Annotated in this window: 19 protein-coding genes and 1 riboswitch; of the genes, 11 read left to right on the top strand and 8 right to left on the bottom strand. The window is 40.4% G+C overall.

Annotation, left to right across the window (positions count from 1 at the left end):
* Positions 1-3 precede the first annotated feature (3 nt).
* Positions 4-459, top strand: coding sequence for an ASCH domain-containing protein (locus M3210_RS13860; RefSeq protein ID WP_251515570.1), 456 nt, complete (start codon positions 4-6; stop codon positions 457-459).
* A 59-nt stretch (positions 460-518) separates the two neighbouring features.
* Here M3210_RS13860 and M3210_RS13855 read toward each other — a convergent pair whose 3' ends face one another.
* The gene (locus M3210_RS13855) at positions 519-1,199 is read right to left on the bottom strand and encodes a hypothetical protein (RefSeq protein ID WP_251515569.1); all 681 of its coding nucleotides are present in this window, start codon (positions 1,197-1,199) and stop codon (positions 519-521) included.
* A 225-nt stretch (positions 1,200-1,424) separates the two neighbouring features.
* Between M3210_RS13855 and M3210_RS13850 the strand changes: the two genes are divergently transcribed.
* Positions 1,425-2,579 (top strand): glycerate kinase family protein, encoded by a 1,155-nt coding sequence (locus M3210_RS13850; protein WP_251515568.1) that lies wholly within the window; start codon positions 1,425-1,427, stop codon positions 2,577-2,579.
* 45 nt (positions 2,580-2,624) lie between these two features.
* Positions 2,625-3,302, top strand: a complete 678-nt coding sequence (locus M3210_RS13845; protein WP_251515566.1) for a VOC family protein — start codon at positions 2,625-2,627, stop codon at positions 3,300-3,302.
* 9 nt (positions 3,303-3,311) lie between these two features.
* Here M3210_RS13845 and ytvI read toward each other — a convergent pair whose 3' ends face one another.
* Positions 3,312-4,415, bottom strand: coding sequence for a sporulation integral membrane protein YtvI (gene ytvI, locus M3210_RS13840; RefSeq protein ID WP_251515565.1), 1,104 nt, complete (start codon positions 4,413-4,415; stop codon positions 3,312-3,314).
* Positions 4,416-4,591: 176 nt separating this feature from the next.
* A riboswitch (SAM riboswitch) is annotated at positions 4,592-4,699 on the top strand.
* Positions 4,700-4,797: 98 nt separating this feature from the next.
* Here ytvI and M3210_RS13835 point away from each other — a divergent pair.
* Positions 4,798-5,124, top strand: coding sequence for a hypothetical protein (locus tag M3210_RS13835; RefSeq protein ID WP_251515564.1), 327 nt, complete (start codon positions 4,798-4,800; stop codon positions 5,122-5,124).
* Between the two features lie 28 nt (positions 5,125-5,152).
* A complete protein-coding gene (locus M3210_RS13830) occupies positions 5,153-5,953 on the top strand; it encodes a nucleotidyltransferase domain-containing protein (RefSeq protein WP_251515563.1) in 801 nt (266 codons plus the stop codon).
* Positions 5,954-6,000: 47 nt separating this feature from the next.
* On the opposite strand, the gene M3210_RS13825 is transcribed toward M3210_RS13830, so the two are convergent.
* The gene (locus M3210_RS13825; RefSeq protein ID WP_251515562.1) at positions 6,001-6,357 is read right to left on the bottom strand and encodes a DUF779 domain-containing protein; all 357 of its coding nucleotides are present in this window, start codon (positions 6,355-6,357) and stop codon (positions 6,001-6,003) included.
* A gap of 73 nt (positions 6,358-6,430) precedes the next feature.
* Complete coding sequence (gene adh, locus M3210_RS13820) at positions 6,431-7,951, bottom strand: aldehyde dehydrogenase (protein WP_251515561.1); 1,521 nt, start codon at positions 7,949-7,951, stop codon at positions 6,431-6,433.
* A gap of 209 nt (positions 7,952-8,160) precedes the next feature.
* Between adh and M3210_RS13815 the strand changes: the two genes are divergently transcribed.
* Positions 8,161-8,595 carry a VOC family protein gene (locus M3210_RS13815; protein ID WP_251515560.1) on the top strand — a complete coding sequence of 145 codons (435 nt, stop codon included), beginning with the start codon at positions 8,161-8,163 and terminating at the stop codon, positions 8,593-8,595.
* 157 nt (positions 8,596-8,752) lie between these two features.
* Here the strand turns inward: M3210_RS13815 and M3210_RS13810 are convergent, their stop codons facing one another.
* Complete coding sequence (locus M3210_RS13810) at positions 8,753-10,015, bottom strand: MFS transporter (protein ID WP_285853792.1); 1,263 nt, start codon at positions 10,013-10,015, stop codon at positions 8,753-8,755.
* A gap of 108 nt (positions 10,016-10,123) precedes the next feature.
* On the opposite strand from M3210_RS13810, the gene M3210_RS13805 reads away from it, so the two are divergent.
* Positions 10,124-11,785, top strand: coding sequence for an ABC transporter substrate-binding protein (locus tag M3210_RS13805; RefSeq protein WP_349774366.1), 1,662 nt, complete (start codon positions 10,124-10,126; stop codon positions 11,783-11,785).
* A 68-nt stretch (positions 11,786-11,853) separates the two neighbouring features.
* Here M3210_RS13805 and M3210_RS13800 read toward each other — a convergent pair whose 3' ends face one another.
* Together M3210_RS13800 and M3210_RS13795 are read right to left on the bottom strand one after the other, a co-directional pair.
* Complete coding sequence (locus M3210_RS13800; protein WP_251515557.1) at positions 11,854-12,330, bottom strand: SRPBCC family protein; 477 nt, start codon at positions 12,328-12,330, stop codon at positions 11,854-11,856.
* 32 nt (positions 12,331-12,362) lie between these two features.
* Positions 12,363-12,737, bottom strand: a complete 375-nt coding sequence (locus tag M3210_RS13795; RefSeq protein WP_251515556.1) for a DUF488 domain-containing protein — start codon at positions 12,735-12,737, stop codon at positions 12,363-12,365.
* Between the two features lie 118 nt (positions 12,738-12,855).
* Between M3210_RS13795 and M3210_RS13790 the strand changes: the two genes are divergently transcribed.
* Together M3210_RS13790 and M3210_RS13785 are read left to right on the top strand one after the other, a co-directional pair.
* The gene (locus tag M3210_RS13790; protein ID WP_251515616.1) at positions 12,856-13,698 is read left to right on the top strand and encodes a patatin-like phospholipase family protein; all 843 of its coding nucleotides are present in this window, start codon (positions 12,856-12,858) and stop codon (positions 13,696-13,698) included.
* A 15-nt stretch (positions 13,699-13,713) separates the two neighbouring features.
* A complete protein-coding gene (locus tag M3210_RS13785; RefSeq protein ID WP_251515555.1) occupies positions 13,714-14,229 on the top strand; it encodes a GNAT family N-acetyltransferase in 516 nt (171 codons plus the stop codon).
* Between the two features lie 254 nt (positions 14,230-14,483).
* Here the strand turns inward: M3210_RS13785 and M3210_RS13780 are convergent, their stop codons facing one another.
* On the bottom strand, positions 14,484-14,921 hold the full coding sequence (locus M3210_RS13780; protein WP_251515546.1) for a hypothetical protein: 438 nt from the start codon (positions 14,919-14,921) through the stop codon (positions 14,484-14,486).
* Positions 14,922-15,177: 256 nt separating this feature from the next.
* Between M3210_RS13780 and M3210_RS13775 the strand changes: the two genes are divergently transcribed.
* Both M3210_RS13775 and ymzB read left to right on the top strand, forming a co-directional pair.
* Positions 15,178-16,578: a vWA domain-containing protein gene (locus tag M3210_RS13775; protein WP_251515543.1), complete on the top strand. Its 1,401-nt coding sequence runs from the start codon at positions 15,178-15,180 to the stop codon at positions 16,576-16,578.
* 117 nt (positions 16,579-16,695) lie between these two features.
* Entirely contained in the window at positions 16,696-17,052 is a 357-nt protein-coding gene (gene ymzB / locus M3210_RS13770; protein ID WP_251515540.1) for a protein YmzB, read from the top strand.
* The last annotated feature ends 151 nt before the right edge of the window (positions 17,053-17,203 follow it).

Genomic DNA, 17,203 nt, shown 5'->3' with positions numbered 1-17,203 from the left:
AATATGAAAAATCAATCGGTCATAAACATGTGGAATGAGTTCTGTAAGACAAATCCAGCTGCACCTGAAACATATGATGCGTGGGCATTTGGTGATTCTAAAGAATCGGCGGATGAGCTTGCAGAGTTGGTCTTTGACGGAACAAAAACAGCAACATCATCATTGCATTTACTGTACGAATTGGAAAACGAGGAGTTACCTTACGTGGGATTACACAATGTGATTCTTAATGGTAAGGAACAAGCGGTTGGCATGATCGAAACGACATCAATAGAGTTGATCCCATTTCATGAAGTCTCGGCAGAACATGCTTATCTGGAGGGTGAGGGGGACCGTTCACTTGCTTATTGGAGGAAGGTCCATGAAGATTTTTTTGCACGTGAATTGAAGGGAATAAAAAGAGAATTTGAAGAGGATATGTTGATTGTCTGTGAACGGTTTAAAGTGGTATATAGGTAATCAGGAATGAAGAAAAGCAGATCGATCTAAAGGATTGATCTGCTTTTCATGCATCAGTGCTAGAATCTATTTCTTATCGTTCCCGTCCGTAAATACGGTCGTTGTTTCTCTTCTCTTGTATCTGCATAACCAGGCAGTGGAACCATAGAAAAGATGAATAGACAAATAAAGATGGCGACATTACCTGTCATCGTCAATTCAAGATGTGGAAACATGCCAGCAATAGCCAGTGGATATAATAGGATCAAACAGCTGGTAGTGAGCAACTGGCATGCTGTACCGACAAGTTTTGTTTCCAAGTATTTGTGGCTCCGCCGGTAAGGGAAAATCATCCGGATTTTCCTTGCGATGCTATAGAAGAATTTTGTGATCCCTGTCTTGGCAAGGAATCGTAAAGCGATAAAATATAAGATAATGTACATGATTCCATAAGTAAAAGCAAATTGCATCAGACCATAACCATCAGGTTCAGGTGCCAGAAGATGAACCGCTTCTCCATTCGCAAAAAATTGCGGCTCTCCTAATACCAACGGGTGAATGAAGATGATCAACCCGACGAGCAAGCTGATGATGACAGTAAATACAGCAAGCATAGCAACCTGCAACAGTACCAACAACAGCTTACCTAAAAACTTGAATAGAGAAGAAAGTATACGAGAACGGCTCACCAAGGAGACAATGATCACAAAAAATATGACAACTCCGAAAAGAATCCCATAATTAAATAATGTTTCTATCAAACTTCTCCCTCCCTTTCTTATGATTTAACTATACTATCCATTATTTTCCTAGGGGCCATTCTGCCTATTTAGGTCTGCCTATTAGAGCGATAGTAATGATATATAGAGAGTTATCTAGCTAATTTGATTTGAAGGTTCGGCTCATCCAGTATATATTCAAATCAGATAGGGAGCTGAATGAGTTGAGAGCAGTTTTAATATATAGTCTATGTTAGGAGGCAGAATATGAAGGTGTTGATAGCTATTGATTCTTTCAAGGGCAGCATTACTTCTAAAAAAGCGAGTGAAGCTATAGCTTCAGGTATTTATGATGTATATCCAGAAGCAGAGATTAATCGAATTCCTCTCGGAGATGGTGGGGAAGGGACGGTGGAAGCACTTATTGAAGCTTCGAACGGTAGATGGGTGAAAAAGGAAGTACAAGGGCCATTGACAGAAAAGGTCATCGCTTCATATGGAATTTCTGGGGATGGGAAGACCGCTATGATAGAGGTAGCTGAAGCTTGTGGACTTCCGCTCGTACCAACTGAGCGAAGAAATCCATTAAAAACAACAACATATGGAGTCGGCGAGCTCATAGTTGATGCGATGGAAAAAGGTTGCCGGAAATTTATCATTGGTTTAGGTGGCAGTTCCACGAACGATGCTGGTGTAGGTATGCTGCAAGCGTTAGGTTTTCAGTTTCTGGATGAACAGTTACTAGAAGTGACCTCAGGAGGAGAGGCGCTGAAAAAGATCGAACATATTCGTACAGACAACGTTCATCCATTATTAAATAAGTGCCAATTTCAAGTAGCCTGTGATGTGAATAATCATCTCTACGGTGAAAATGGAGCGGCCCACGTGTACGGCCCACAAAAAGGTGCCTCCCAAGAAATGGTCGAGCAGTTAGATGAAGGTCTTCGGCATTTCGCGGATATTGTGCAAGATGTTTTGGAAATAGATATTCATGCTATTGAAGGAGCAGGTGCAGCTGGAGGTCTTGGTGCAGCATTTGCAGGATTTTTACAAGCAAGCTTAGAATCCGGAATAGAGCTCGTGTTGGAATTTACGGCTATGGAAACGTATGTAAAAGAGGTGGATATAGTGATAACCGGGGAAGGGATGTTGGATGGACAGACATCAATGGGAAAAGCTCCACTCGGCATTGCAGCGCTAGCTAAAAAGCATGGTGTACCAGTGATTGCCCTCGCTGGCGGTGTGAATCATGAAAACTTCCAATTGAATGAACAAGGGATGACAGCCTGTTTTTCTATCTTACATGCTCCTTTGTCTCTGGATGAGGCGATGGACTTTGATACAACTTATCGAAACCTAGAGTTTACTACTAATCAACTATTTCGTTTGATTGAGGGAATGCAGTTGAGAAAGAATCGTTAAAGCATTGATGATACAAAGTATGGATGGATAAGGGGTGGGTTTGTCATGGAAATAGAACGATTGACTCTTCAAACTAAAAGCATTAGGGAAATGAAAGAATTTTATGTAGATACTTTCGGATTTCCGCTAGTAATGGAAGATGAAAATAGATTTCGTATCCAAGCAGGCTCTAGTGAGTTGGAATTCACAACAGAAAATGTAAAAGGTGATCCGTATTATCATTTTGCTTTTAACATTTTTGCAAATAAATTCGAAGAAGCTAAATCATGGGTTAAAGAAAGAGTGCCATTGAACGAAAATGAGGGGGAAGATGAAGTTTATTTCTCCTACTCTGATGCCCATGCCTTATATTTTTATGATCCTGCTGGTAATGTAGTAGAGTTTATCTCCAGACATTCTATCTCGGAAAGGGGAGAAGGGCCATTCTCTGTAGAAGATGTACTAAATATTAGTGAAATTGGCCTTACAGTTGAGGATGTTGTAACTGTTGGAAATAGATTGATTGAAATTGGTATCCATGAACGGGATGATAAACCAATCAGCATCACATCGCTTAACTTTATGGGAGAGAAATCTAAGGGGATTTTTATCATCCTCAATAAACCTGGAAGGCAATGGTTCTTCTCAGATAAAATATCTGCGGTTTACCCATTGGAGATTACCACTTCCAATCAGTATCGAATTTCTGTTGATTCCAATAAAGTAGATGTATATCGAAAGTAAAAGAGCGGATTAATCAGGTTTTATGCCTGATTGATCCGCTTTAGCAGTAAGTTTGAACAGACCAGCTTCTTTTGCTGTTTGAAATGCGATATAGACGAATGGCCCGAAAATCAACCCGAGTATGCCTCCGAATACATATCCAAAATACATCGATAAAACCGTTGGAAGGGCAGCTAACCCAATAGAGTCACCCAATACTTTCGGTTCAATGATCCGGCGCAGAACAAGTAATACAACCGTCAGCACGAGAAGCTGGATTCCTGTAAATGTATTTCCGAGAATCATTGCAAATATTCCCCATGGTACAAGGACCAAAGCTGGACCGACATAGAGCGGAATGATGTCGACCACCCAAATAACTATCGACATGATCAAGGCGGATCCAGGTGCGATAAATTTGAGGCTGATATAACATAAAATGAATACACCGACACTCAAAATGAACTGTGCTTTCCAGTACCCGAGAAACACTTCACCCATCCGCTTAGAAACGACTTGAAGCTTTTTGGATAGATCAGAGCTGAACCAACTCCAGAAGATTTTCTTCACTCTTGGTAATTCCAAGCTGAATAAAAAAAGAGCAATCAAGAAGAAAAGCGATACAAAAATCAAATTTGGAATCGCAGACACCATACTTTGTACAAAGGAGCCAATCCCAGTAATAATAGAGGTGGTGATACTTAAAGCAGTCTGCATGAAGTCAGAAGACAGAGCCTCCAATTCTTCAATGATCACATCCGCCATCGGTACTTCCTGGAGAAAGAGATAGAAGCTTTCAATATTTGTTTCGATGAATTTCTGTATTTCCACCGCATAGCTAGGAATCTGAAATGCCCAGCTGTAGAGAATATCAAATACAACGACGACAGTAAAATAAATCAACAGTCCGCTAAGAACTAAAAAGGAAAGAAAGGTGATGAGTACGGGTAATATTCGTTTTTGCCATTTAAATCGCTTCATCAGAAAACGGACAAATGGCTCAAAAATCAAAGCGAGTAAAAATGCCAGCAGAATCGGGGAGATTTGTGAGAAATAAAAATATGTAATAAGTATACCAATAACGATAAGTATTCCAATTATAATACGTTTTGCAATTACGTTCATTTGGCCCATCTAAATAGCAGCTCACCTTTCGAATTCAGATTGATAAATTCATATAAAAGTTATACTTATTATAACAGGTTAAGAGATGAAATTCGTGATTGAAATCATTTTATTTCGAATGAATCGTGTTATTCAAGAACTTTACAAACTGTGAATCTTGTGATAAAACATAATTACAACTTAATCAGTTATCAAGAGTGAATGAGAGAACTGGCTCGATGACTTCACAGCAACCTGCTCGAACAAGTAAGGTGCTCCACCCAGCAAAGCGAAACTGCTTTGGATGATAACAAGAGGAACGGAAAACTTTCGCCCTTTGTTGCACTCCGTATGCAGCAAAGGGCGTTCTTTTTGTTATCCTCCAGGAAAATTAAAGGAGGAATAGAATAAGATGAATACGAGTGGATGGATTAGAGGAATGATTGCCAAAAATTATGAGAGTGAAGACTTCCTGCTATTTGTTGGTGAGGGAATAGAGCGGCAACTTCTGGAATGGGACGGAAACTATGCGGTGAACATTATGAAATTGGCAGATTATCATTTTATCGTGAGATTAGAGGAAACATATTATGAAACTGTCATCTCTGAAAGACGAATTGCTGAACTGCAGGCGACCGGTCCATTTGCTTTGGATGCGGAAATTTGGAATGGATTGGTACAGGATGGATTGTCGATCGTCAAAGGGTATGGGAATTATTTGGAATATGTAGGGTTATGATCTGTACGGAAGAGGGGAGTCATTCACAATGACAAGGTTAAAAGCTGGGTATGGTCTTGACAATCAAGGATATATTATAAGTGATGTAAGTGTGGAGAAGATAAATCCTGTTTTCCTGCCTTGCATTAGGGATTCTGTTGAACGTCTTCGAGTGTTATTTCAATATCAGCTTCACAGTGTTTATGTGTACGGAAGTGTGCCCAGAGGAGATGCGGTAATTTCTAAATCGGACTTGGATGTCATCGCGATGTTTCATGGTGAACTAAGTTCGAGAGAGAAGTCTGTGTTAAAGGAGCTTGCTCAAGGGTTATCTGCCCAATATGAATCCTTGGTTCGTGATGTCGGAATAGCAGTTGCGAATTATCAAGATATCATGGATCCGAAGAATTATTATGAAAATGCCTTTATTAAGGAAATATCTGTTTGTGTATTCGGTGAAGACGTAGGGGAGCAATTTGGTCCGTATAATTTATCAGCTGAAATCGCAATTAGTTTTAACGGAGATATTGGTGACGTGCTTGCTAGAACGCTGGAAAATTTAAATAAGGCTTCTGAGAAAGAGTGGCATACAGTTGTGCAAAACTTTTCCCGTAAACTGATTCGAACCTATTATTCCATGGTGATGGTACGCTCGCAAATATGGACGACACGCCTTGCTGAACAGGCGGAAGTCTTTATAAAGTATTTCCCTGAGAAAACATCTGTTGTCAGGAGGCTACTGGAATGGGTGAATGAACCACCACAGGACCAGGAAACAGTCTATGAATTATTTGAAATGGAAGGAAACTGGGCTGCTCATAACTTTCATAAGGAAGTTATTATAAATTAGCAGGGCCCTCTTGGGTTAAGGGCCCGGATACAGGTTCTTATAGAATATTAGAGAGCTAACTCTTTTCTTTCTTCCTCCGTAAATACCCTTGAGCGTGTTAAAAAACGCTTCCCTTCAGGACCTTCCAAGGAAAACATACCGCCTCTGCCATCGACGACATCAATGATCAATTGAGTATGTTTCCAGTATTCATATTGGTCTTTTGACATGTAAAAGGGTGTGTCGCCAATTTTACCGAGTAAAACATCTGATTCTCCGGTACGGAATTCATCACGTGGATAACACATCGGCGAGCTTCCATCACAACAGCCGCCAGATTGATGAAACATGAGTGGCCCATGGATATATTTCAGCTTATCGATTAACTGCAATGCGGTATCTGTTGCAATCACACGTTCAACCATCGCAATCCCTCCTTGCTAGTAACCTATGCAAAAAAGGAGCTAATCTTTCGTGGAATTAGCTCCTTTCCTTCTATTAGAACAATCCAGCAGGCCCTTCACTATAGCTGATCAGCAAGTTCTTCGTTTGCTGGTAGTGGGAGAGCATCATTGCATGGTTTTCCCGACCGATTCCTGACTTTTTATAGCCTCCGAATGCTGCGTGGGCAGGGTATTGATGATACGTGTTCGTCCAGACACGTCCGGCTTGAATCTCACGTCCGAAACGGTATGCTGTATTAATATTACGTGTCCAAACCCCGGCACCTAGTCCGTACAGTGTGTCGTTCGCAATCTCCAGTGCTTCTTCTTTATCTTTGAATGTTGTTACGGAAACTACAGGACCGAAAATTTCTTCTTGGAAAATCCGCATTTTATTGTTTCCTTTGAAGATAGTCGGCTCTACATAATAACCGTTTGAAAGTTCTCCTTCGAGACGATTCACATTGCCGCCATGAAGAACTTCCGCGCCTTCTTGTTTTCCGATATCGAGGTAGGAAGTGATTTTTTCCATTTGCTCGGTTGAAGCTTGAGCACCCATCATTGTTGTTGTATCGAGTGGGTGACCAATCTTAATTTCTTTCACGCGTGCAATAGCCCGGTCCATAAATTCATCATAAATCGATTCATGAATCAAAGCGCGGGAAGGACAAGTACAAACTTCTCCTTGGTTTAACGCGAACATTGTAAATCCTTCCACCGCTTTATCGAGGAATCCGTCATCCTGATCGAACACATCTTCAAAAAAGATATTCGGAGATTTTCCGCCGAGTTCTAAAGTTACTGGAATGATATTCTCTGACGCATATTGCATGATGAGTCGGCCAGTAGTCGTTTCACCAGTGAAAGCGACCTTTTGAATGCCAGGATGTGTGGCAAGCGGTTTTCCTGCTTCGAGTCCAAAGCCATTTACTACGTTGAGTACTCCCGGTGGTAATAGGTCATGAATCAACTCAAGCAGAACATGAATTGATGCAGGTGTTTGTTCCGCTGGTTTTAATACGACACAGTTTCCGGTAGCAAGTGCCGGAGCTAATTTCCAAGTCGCCATCAAGAGTGGGAAGTTCCAAGGAATGATTTGTCCAACGACTCCAAGCGGCTCATGGAAATGATAAGCTACCGTATCATTGTCGATTTGGCTGATGCCGCCTTCCTGCGCGCGAATCGCACTTGCAAAATAACGGAAATGATCGATTGCCAATGGCAAGTCTGCTGCTAACGGTTCCCGGACCGCTTTTCCATTATCCCAACTCTCTGCAACAGCGAGCTTCTCCATATTTTCTTCCATGCGCCTGGCGATCTCATTTAATATATTTGCCCGTTCGGCAACCGACGTTTTGCCCCAAGTATCTTTTGCTTCCGTCGCTGCTTGAACAGCCAGGTCCACATCTTCCTTCGTCGACCGTGCAATTTCACAGAACGCTTCTCCTGTTACCGGACTGACATTTTCGAAATACATCCCTTTAACCGGCTGACGATATTCGCCTCCAATATAGTTATCATACCGAACCTTGAAATGAACGACTGCACCTTCCGTGTTCGGATTTTTGTACCTCATATTAAATTCCTCTCCTTTGATTATAGTTACTAGGATGAATGAGCATGATGCTTGTCCTTATTACAAACGTATGCTGTATGAACGGGAAAAATTCTAATGTTCATAGGAATAAATCGAAGAATAGAGAGGGAAGCTGTGACCAGAGACATTATGAGGGTTAATTGAGTTATAATAAGGAAGCCAATTAATTTACGAAGGAGTGACTCTTAATGGTCGGAGTAGAACTGGATATGGTGGTGCCGGATAGTATTAAGGCTCTGGAATTGTATGAGAGGATTTTTGATATTGAACGTGAAGAAGTAACGGACTTTTCGCGTGGTGAAAATGAAGTCATCTTTACTTTATATGGTGTTCGTTTTCATCTTTTGGATGAAAATCCGCAATTTCATTTGATTGCTCCAAAGCCGGAAGATTCGAAAACGAGTTGGGTAAATGTAACAGTCCCTAACATTAAGGATACATACAAACAGGCAATGGAAGCGGGATGTACGGAAATACAAGTCGTCACTGAAATACCTGAGATGGGGCTTTCGAATGCAATTTTTACCGATCCATTTGGTTATGTTTGGATGCTGCATGAAGTACATCGGGAAATCAGTAAAGAAGAGATGATGGAGTTTTGGGAAAAGCATCGGAAGCAGTGATGCGGGATGTTGAGTTGAAATGCTCAAGTCGATGGTGAAAATGCTCAGATTTACAAATAAATGCTCAAGTTCACAGCAAAAATGCTCAATCTCACATGTTTTATGCTCAAGTTTAACATTCATCGGGTTAGAAGGTGACTCCTCCTAACCCGATTTTTTATACGAGCTTACGAAACGGGTGGAAAAAAAGGCGAATAAACAATATGAACAAGATGCACGATGAGATGGCAAATAAAATAGGAATTGGCAACCACTCGGCCCAGAGGCCTGCAATTAATAACCCGAGTGGAAGGGTTAACTTCATAAGCATGGAAGAAGTCCCGGCTACTCTGCCAAGCAAATGATTCGGCGTGAATTCTTGCCGGATTGTAAAATAAACAATGTTAGATAATGTGGTGGAAAATGTACGGATGCCAAGGGCAATTCCGATTGTCCACCATGTTGGCGCAAAGATTAAGCTCGTGATGCCAATCACATCAATCAACAAGCAAAAGGTATAAATATTTCCTCTACCGAACTTTTTCCGGATTTGGCTGATGAAAGCCGCCCCAATCAGTCCTCCTGCAGCAGAAATCGTAAACATCAGTCCGACTTCTGCCTCGGTCGCCCCGAGTTGATCGGTGACGTAAAAAACGAGGACGCCAATGACAAGACTCGCAGCAAAATTGACAAATAAGACTGTAATCGTCGGAGTGAGTAATGTTTTATTCTGGAATAATTCTACCAGCCCCTCTTTCATTTCTGTCCAAATACCGGTTTGTCTGCTCGTTTCTTTTGCAGCAGAAGGCAATTTAATGGAACGGATGCACAGCAATAAAATAAGCAGGCAAAATAAATACAGGGCGAATGTCGACGTAAAAGAAAAAGCAGCAAGGAATGCTCCGGCCATTCCTGGTCCAGCTGTTTGAACGATGGTGCTCATAAAGGTCAGCTTGGCATTAGCTGATGTAAGCTGCTCTTTTTCCACAATCTGCGGGATAATCGAGTGGCTCGCATTTCCAAACGTGTAGCCTGCACAGGAAAGGATAAAGCCTAAGATGTACAAATGCCAAAGTTCAAGCTGACTGACAAGGAGCAACAGTACAATGCCGAGCACACAGGCAAATTGGATAAAACTCGTCCATTGCATCATTTTTTTCCGATTGAATCGGTCGACAAGCACTCCGGCAATCATACCTATAAAAATATTCGGTAGAAATTCAATTGCTCGCATAGCACTCATCGCTATGGCGGATTGGCTCATACTGTAGATTAATAACGGAATTGCAATACTATAAATTTGAAAACCTAAGCTGGAGACGACATTACCTCCCCAGATTAATAGGAAATTTTTATTTTTCCATAGTGTCTGTGTTTCTTCATGAACTTCTCTATTTTCCATATCCTCACCCCGAACGTTGATTGTTCTGTTTCTAATCAAAGTGTATGATAGAAAAAGAGCAACATAAAGTGAATTTTATGAAGATTAGCAGTTCACCTTTTTGGAGGTAAATATGAAATATAGTAATCATTTAAAAAGAATGAACAAATTTTTACCATACATAAAACATATGAGACTACAATTAAGGATCTTGCAGAGATATTGGATTGTTCAGAGCGTCATGTCAAGACGGTTGTTCGTTATCTGGATAACGAAGGCTATATCACATGGTCTATTCAACGAGGAAGGGGAAAGAAGCCAAGCATCGTATTAAACTACTCTTTAGATGAACTTGAATTGGAAGAGGCGAAGCAGTATATCCGGAAGGGACAGTATAAAGAAGGATTTGCGATGCTGGAAAAAATGGAAGGAAGAATTCAGCTCCAATTTCAGGAATGGATGACAAGTTATATAGCCAGCATCAATAAGAGTGAAGAGGATCTCGATATATTGCGCTATCCATTCTATGAAACAAGGCTGGTGATGGATCCGCTCCATGCGATTTCCAGGCATGATGCCCATATGGTGAAGCAAATCTTTGACCGTTTGGTAGACTTTGATGCTGAAACGAGACAGGTTGTTCCGCAGATTGCCCATCATTTTGAAAGTGAGGATGGAAAAACCTGGACCTTTTATTTGCGAAAAGGTGTCCTGTTCCATCATGGTAAAGAATTGACGAGTGAAGATGTGAAGGCTAGCCTTACTCGTATGATGCCGATAGAAGCGCCGTTGCAAACCATCGATCAAATTCTATGTCAATCAAAATATGTCGTGGAATTTCAACTGCAAGAAATCAATTATTTGTTTCCGCGATATTTGGCTAGTTTAAAAGCATCCATCATTCCGATGGATATTATTGATTCATCCAATTTTCAGGATTTCCCTATCGGTTGTGGGCCATATCAATTGGTTCGGCATGACGATGAAATGATCATATTGGAAGTTTTCAAGGATTACTACGGGTACCGACCTTGGTTGGATCATATTGAAATTATAAAAACTCCTTTTCCATCGGATGTTTCTGTCCCGATTTTATTAAGTCCTCCCGATGCCTCGTGGAAAGCGGTAGAGAGGATAGAGGAGGGTGCAGATTTTATTATGTTTAATTGCCGGAAATCTGGCCTCCTACAGAATGAGGGTTTGCGAGAAAAAATATATCGAATGATCCGACCAGAAGAATTTTGTCTACCTGGGGAGAGAGTAGCGGATAGTTTTCTGACGGAGAGAAGTGGGAAACGACCACCTTCTCATGATTTTAGTAAGGTGACGTTTGCTGGGGAAATTAAGATTGCCGCACAACAAATCCGTGAAGGGGTAAATCATCTTCGGGAAGCTGAAATACTAAAACAACAGCTGAATCAAATCGGCATTCAAGCTAAAGTTGAAGCCGTAGATGTGAATGATCTTAAGGAAAGGCAAGTGCTTGAACGGTACGATTTAATCGTATCTGGTGTTGCCCTCGGAGAAGACCGGCTGCTTTCCTTAATTGCTACTTTAACATCGAAAAGGATTCCGATATTTAATTGTTTAGAGCCAGATATGCAACAATTTATACTGGAACAGCTGGAGAATATCAAAGGAACGGACGATGACGTGGAGCGCATGATGTACTACAAGAAAATCGAGGACTATTTGACAGATCATCATGTGATTCGTTTTTTGACCCATCGCTCACATATCGTTTATGAATCTAATGATCACCTTTTTGTAAATATGACCCTTGATAGTAATGGAAGGATCGATTACCGAAAAGTGTGGAAGAGGGGGTGATATCACGTGATAGAGATAAAACGAAGGGTGCTCCTCCTGTTGAAAGCACCCTTTAGCTAGTGACATTATTATTCCTTATCAAAGGCTTTACTATATATTTCTCGTAATGCAGCTGCGTTATCTTTCCACTCTACTTTTTCCCCATTAATGATTTGACTCAGTGCATCGAGACAACGGTGCCAACCTGCAGCAGTTTGTACCGCCCAAGAATCATCATCGAAAATATGGATGAAAATTAATCGGCTGCCTTCATCCTCTTCCTGTATGGTTATGTTTACTAAGTCACCAACCTCATCAAAACCGAATTCATGGGGTGGATCTAATTCAGTGATAATGCCTTCATATGTCGATCCTTCCCCATCGTCGAAAGCTATTTTTCCGCCAAGTTTCACATCCATTTCTCCAGTGGCAAAAGGATACCATTGCTTGAAGGCTTCAGGGTCTGTTATTACGCGGAAGACATCTTCTCGTTGAAGCGGAAAAAACCGTTCAAATCGTAAAGAATAACGCCCATCTTTCTTAAGTAGTGTACCGTATTCATTCATACATGCATTCTCCTTTGATCCTGTCATTTACTTTAGGAATCTGAAATATTTTCATTATCATGCTCAATCATTTCTTTCAATATCCTGGCCTGATTATTTTCCTCATTTTTCGCGGCAAATAAAAGTGTAACTTTCTCCTCGGAGTTATAGATTCTTTTTAATTCCTCGAGTGCTTCTTTTTGTTTCCCTGAGGTCAATTCTTGAAGATACTTTTCTTTAAATGCTGTAAAACCCAGTTCATTATGATGAAAAGACTTTCGCAGTTCGTTTGTAGGTCCGATTTCTTTTAGCCAATGGTCGAGCTTTGCTTCCTCTTTTGATATCCCCCGCGGCCAGAGACGGTCCACCAATATACGAACTCCATCTGTCTCGGCCGGTTCATCATAAATTCGCTTTAGTTTAATCATACATGAATCGCTCCTCTCGAGTCGATGTAATCCATAAATTTTCAAATGCTAAGCGGCTTTGTTAGAATAATGATATTCAATAATGGAAATGAATGCAAAAAAAGAGAGGAAATGGTCGATGATTAATGCAGGACTAGTGCTTGAAGGCGGAGGAATGCGCGGGTTATATACAGCTGGTGTTCTTGAATATTTTATGGAACAGGATTTATATTTCCCTTATATCATTGGGGTTTCAGCTGGAGCTTGTATGGGTGCATCCTATCTATCAAGGCAAAAAGGTAGAAATAAAAAAGTGAATCTTGGATACATAGATGATAAACGCTATATTTCATTTTCAAATTATATTAGGAAACGGGAAATATTTGGCATGGATTTTATTTTTGATGAAATCCCGAATAAGCTTGTACCGTTTGATATGGAGGCATTTCGGGAGAGCCCGGAGGAGTTCGTCATTGTTACGACAGATTGTGAAACAGGGGAGCCTGTATACTTTGATAAATCGCAACAGGGAGATGATCTCGTCAAGCTCCTTCGTGCTTCCAGTTCCTTACCGTTTGTGTCATCGAGTGTAGAGTATAAGGGCAAGCATTTGTTGGATGGTGGCATCGTAGATCCAATACCTGTAAAAAAAGCGGAAGGGGATGGCTACCAAAAAAATGTGGTTATCCTCACGAAGCCTGAAGGTTATTTTAAACGTCCAAGCAAATTGTCATCAGTATTGAAATATAAACGCCATCCAAAAATTAGTGAGTTATTACGCGAGCGATATAAACATTATAACGCGACAGTAGAATACATAAATGAGCAGGAAAAGGCCGGTAATGTATTTGTACTAAGACCAAGTGTTTCTTTGCCCGTCGGGAGGATGGAACGTAATAGGGAAAGGTTAGAGGAACTTTACGAGTTAGGCCAGAATGATGCCAGGGAGCAGTTTGCTGCCTTGAAAGATTTTCTTGGATGAAAGAGGGTTGATTTTATGAACGTTAACATCAGGCAAGAAACTCCAAATGATTATAATGCAACTGAACAGGTTGTGGAGCAAGCTTTTGCCAATGCGGAGTTAAGTGATAAAAATGAACATCTGTTAGTTTCCCGAATTAGAAATTCGGAAGGCTTCTTACCAGAGCTTTCCATTGTGGCAACAGAGCCGGAAACCAATAAGTTAGTCGGGCATATCCTTTTGTCGAAAATACAAATTAGAAAAAATGACGGAAAAACGGTGGAATCACTTGCTCTTGCTCCCGTATCTGTTTTACCGGAGAAGCAAAATAAAGGAATCGGCGGCCTTTTGATCTCCGAGGCATTAAGAAAAGCGAAAGAACTTGGGTATCTTTCAGTTATTGTTTTGGGGCATCCCGAATATTATCCGAAGTTTGGCTTCAAGAGTGCATCTCTTTGGGGGATCAAAGCACCATTTGAAGTACCGGAATTCGAGGAAGTATTTGAGGAATTGCAGCTAAAACAATGGCGACAAGCAAAGCGAATGAAATAAAGAATGGTGATAAGATTGTTGTGATATCTTCTTTTACCGCCGGCTCTTCTGTAAACCATTTTACGTGAGCACTTATGATGAGTGGAGCTAGGGTGGTACAAAGTATAATTGCTATGATAAACAAACGCCTTTTCATAGAAGCACTTCCTTCATATCAAATCATTCGTCCATAGCTTTTGTTATTATTTTAATTTTATTAGTAACGCCCTCAAGGCAAAAAAATAACAATTTGAGGCAGCATACACCTCAAATTGTTACTTTTTCTTTTCTTCAACTTTCGTGATAATTTCTTTCCGTACAGAAGAAGTTTCCTCTTGGATTGCTTTATTGATTGTTTCAATCAATAGTTCCTTGTTTTTATAGTATGCTTCTTGGGATTTCGTATAGTAATACTTGACGATATCCAAATCAGCAAAATATTCTTTGCCTAAACCTAATAGGAAGGTAACAGGGAGACCGCTGACATCCACTTCTGGCTGCTCAGCAATTACTTCTTCATCTGTATGTACGGCTTGCTCCATAGAAGAAAGTTGAGTGATTATTTTTTTGCGGAATTTCTTTTGAATCCTTTTCTTCTTCGATCGTAGTTGTATTTTATCTTCAACGAAAAGTACAGCATCTTCTTTAGATTCCTGGAGCAGATTTTGCAATTTCAGTAATTCGTCTTTTGTCATGATTTCGGTAATGATCAAAAAGTAAAACTCCCTTGCAATTGATTCTAATTTTCCTAACTATACTATATTACCAAAGAATCCGTGGTTCGTGGTAAAAATAATTAATTTCTTATTTGCCAATTAAATACAAATATTTAAACTCCGTCGATAATACTGAGGCGAAAGGCCCTTGTTGTCGTATTTTATAGGCGTTTTATAGGTATTAAACCTCTAGAAAAATATCTTCACTTTTATATGATTTATACAAATTGTAAATCAAAGAAGAGGTGTCGAATTGAAGAAGTTTGGACTATTTTTGTTGATTACTATGTTGTTTATTTCAGGTTGCAGTGAAGACGAGGAAGCCTCTGCAGAAGATGAGGAGGAAATTTCCCCAGTTGAGGAATCGGTAGAGGATGACACCAATACCGAAGAGTCAACGGAAGATGAACAAAAGGCTTGGTGGGAGGAGGAAGTCGAAGCTTATCAGTTAGAAGATCTCCCACGGGAATTGGAGGAACTGGAGCAGGATCTCGTGCTGAAAGAAGGTATGTTCAGTGGAGATGATTATGATTTTGAGGAGATTAAATTGTTGTTGGATGAACTGCCGATGGATAGCAGTGAGGAAGTATTGGAGTCGGCGATTTTACAATTGATTCGTGAAGATTATCATGAAGAAGTGGAAGTTTTCGTCAAATTTGACCCGACAGTTGATGTTCAAGTTGAAAGTCCAGACGAAGACGTGGACGGACCAGAACAGAAGATTTCCTCCAGCCATTTTGCCATTTTACTGGATGCTAGTGGCAGTATGAATGCAGACAATGGTGGGAAAACGAGAATGGACGCTGCAAAGGAAGCTATCACAGACTTCGTTGATACACTGCCTGAAGACAGTACGATTTCATTACGTGTGTATGGCCATGAAGGCTCGGGAACAGAACAAGATAAAAAGATGTCCTGTGAAGCTACTGAAGTAATTTATAATGACAAAGTTAATCATGAGGACTTTACTAAGTCATTAGAATCCGTAACCCCTGCAGGCTGGACTCCGATTGGATTTGCGCTGGAAGAAGCGGAAAAAGATATTCCTGAAGTTGCTTCCGGTGCCATTGTCTATGTTGTAAGTGATGGGATCGAGACATGTGATGGTGATCCAGTGGCCGCTGCTAAAGCGTTGACTGAAAAAGGCATCGAGCCAATCATCAATATTATTGGTTTCCAAGTTGATGATGAAGCAAGAGAATTATTAGAGGAGGTAGCAGAAGCGGGTAATGGAACTTTCACGTATGCAGGGAATCAGCAAGATTTAGAACAATATTGGCATGATGAATATACTCGGATACAAGAAGCTTGGGAAGAATGGCAACAGGAAGGCATGAAAAATGCTGAAGAAATCTCGAATGAGTTGATGGATTTAGCTGAGGAAAATGGTTTTTCAATCATGGATAAATCCGAACTGGAGTTTGAACGAGCAGAGGAATTAATCGATTATCTTGTAAAGGAACGCGAAATGGAAAAAGCGGAGAATTTATGGATGTTATTTTATGACCGCTCCAGTGCGATATGGATGTATGGATACGATAATCAATCGAAAAACTGGCTGGAAGCTTATGATAATGGGGTAGAAGTATGGCTCCATTATTATGATACTGGAGTAGATAAATGGACGGAGTATTATAATAAAATGTATCGATAAGATAGCTAACATGAGGCTGAAATTCTGTATGTTTCTTCCTCTCATTCCTTTTTAAGCCCTCAATTTCATGCATGTTTATCTCCAAAAAAGGAAAACGTAAAATCAGGAGGAGATACTATGGAGCAGCAACGATATTTATCGATACAAGAATTTAATGATTTATTGCGGCAATGGAGTGGGAAAAGGGTAAAAGTAGTGAAACATGAAATGAGTGACCTTGACGAAACATTAATCAATCTGGACGAAGTTTCATATGCAAAGGAAAATCATGATGAAGATGATTATGAACCCCGTTATGCTCTGCATTTGAATGGTCCGGGGAAGATTGGAACGACGGAGAACAACTTTGAAGACCTGCCATCGGATAAATTTGAAATACCACTGGAAGACGACGCCCTTTATGAATATGACGGTTCACGTTTTCTTTTGACGACATCACGTGGTGTTTATTCGATTGAACTGTTGGAACATTAATGGAAGGAAAGCCATAAACGAAAATAGACTAACACAATAAAATGAGACAATAAAAAACACCTTCGAAATGGTATAATCAAACCAATACTAATTCGGAGGTGTTTTTGCGTGGGCAAAAACGTTTATTCTAGTGAAGTTAAATGGGCGGTTG

Source organism: Oceanobacillus luteolus (assembly GCF_023715655.1).
GTDB classification, from domain to species: domain Bacteria; phylum Bacillota; class Bacilli; order Bacillales; family Amphibacillaceae; genus Oceanobacillus; species Oceanobacillus luteolus.
Note: the sequence above shows the minus strand (reverse complement) of the source record. Positions and strands in the feature narration are given on the sequence as shown.

Coding starts and splice junctions, on each gene's coding strand:
- M3210_RS13850 (WP_251515568.1), top strand. CDS start 1,425: ATGAAGGTGTTGATAGCTATTGATTCTTTCAAGGGCAGCATTACTTCT.
- M3210_RS13825 (WP_251515562.1), bottom strand. CDS start 6,357: ATGGTTGAACGTGTGATTGCAACAGATACCGCATTGCAGTTAATCGAT.
- M3210_RS13800 (WP_251515557.1), bottom strand. CDS start 12,330: ATGAATGAATACGGTACACTACTTAAGAAAGATGGGCGTTATTCTTTA.
- M3210_RS13860 (WP_251515570.1), top strand. CDS start 4: ATGAAAAATCAATCGGTCATAAACATGTGGAATGAGTTCTGTAAGACA.
- M3210_RS13845 (WP_251515566.1), top strand. CDS start 2,625: ATGGAAATAGAACGATTGACTCTTCAAACTAAAAGCATTAGGGAAATG.
- M3210_RS13785 (WP_251515555.1), top strand. CDS start 13,714: ATGAACGTTAACATCAGGCAAGAAACTCCAAATGATTATAATGCAACT.
- M3210_RS13830 (WP_251515563.1), top strand. CDS start 5,153: ATGACAAGGTTAAAAGCTGGGTATGGTCTTGACAATCAAGGATATATT.
- M3210_RS13815 (WP_251515560.1), top strand. CDS start 8,161: ATGGTCGGAGTAGAACTGGATATGGTGGTGCCGGATAGTATTAAGGCT.
- M3210_RS13790 (WP_251515616.1), top strand. CDS start 12,856: ATGATTAATGCAGGACTAGTGCTTGAAGGCGGAGGAATGCGCGGGTTA.
- ytvI (WP_251515565.1), bottom strand. CDS start 4,415: ATGGGCCAAATGAACGTAATTGCAAAACGTATTATAATTGGAATACTT.
- M3210_RS13835 (WP_251515564.1), top strand. CDS start 4,798: ATGAATACGAGTGGATGGATTAGAGGAATGATTGCCAAAAATTATGAG.
- adh (WP_251515561.1), bottom strand. CDS start 7,951: ATGAGGTACAAAAATCCGAACACGGAAGGTGCAGTCGTTCATTTCAAG.
- ymzB (WP_251515540.1), top strand. CDS start 16,696: ATGGAGCAGCAACGATATTTATCGATACAAGAATTTAATGATTTATTG.
- M3210_RS13795 (WP_251515556.1), bottom strand. CDS start 12,737: ATGATTAAACTAAAGCGAATTTATGATGAACCGGCCGAGACAGATGGA.